1 pseudogene is annotated in these 795 nt (G+C 50.8%); it reads left to right on the top strand.

Annotated features, from left to right (window positions below):
- Window positions 1-785 (top strand): annotated as a pseudogene (locus ACOTYN_RS26400) (phage tail protein); the annotation flags it as partial.
- Between the last annotated feature and the right edge of the window lie 10 nt (window positions 786-795).

The raw sequence follows: 795 nt of genomic DNA, 5'->3' as shown, positions 1-795 counted from the left end.
TCGGTTTGGGAAGTAGTGCGACTAGGAACGCTTATAGCAGTTCTGGAGACATTCTTTCTGTGGGTGATTTTGGCTTGGGCTCAACGCTTCCAAGAGCCCCTTACGCTGACACTATAACAAATATGTTTTATACGCCTGGTGATGCTGGGGTGTCACAACCAACATCAGATTCCGGCTGGTGTCATTTAGTCCTCGCAGCTTCCAATTACTATCGGGCGCAACTTTCCCTGAAATATTCAGAGGGAAAACCACGAGCGTTTATTTTAAATCGCTACGGAACAAGCAGTGGTGGCTGGTCAGAGATTTACAGCACTGCCAACACCACAAAGACAAGCGACGGTACCCTGAAAGCAGCATCGCCTGTAGTGAAAGTATTTTCGGACGGAACATACCAGACCAATAACGAATCTGAAGGCGTTAAAGTCACCCGCCTAGGCGTCGGGCAATACCTTATCGAAGGATGTGAGGCTCTCAATTCGGACGCTGCCTGGGGCGGTATTGATGGTGGTTTTGACATCCCCACCGACCGCAACAAACAACCGCTCATTTGGCTGGATTACGAAGTCTATGCTGACGGTTCGGTGCTGGTTAGGACTTATCACCGCACGCATCCTGACGCGCCGGCGTTCGCCAGGAACGAGCTGCAGGGTATCAATGATGGCGATCCGGTCGACATTCCCGGCGATCAGTTTGTGTCCGTCCGTGTCGAAATGCCTGCTGATTCTTTGTACAACCAAAGAATAAGAGCTGCGGAGCTGGCCATGACTGCCGATCAAGGTGAATAAAGGTCGGTTT

It is taken from the genome of Enterobacter cloacae complex sp. IR5458 (genome assembly GCF_049238025.1).
In the GTDB taxonomy this organism is placed as follows: Bacteria; Pseudomonadota; Gammaproteobacteria; order Enterobacterales; family Enterobacteriaceae; genus Enterobacter; species Enterobacter kobei.
The sequence above is the reverse complement of the archived record's forward strand: the minus strand, read 5'-3'. Positions and strand labels throughout refer to the sequence as shown.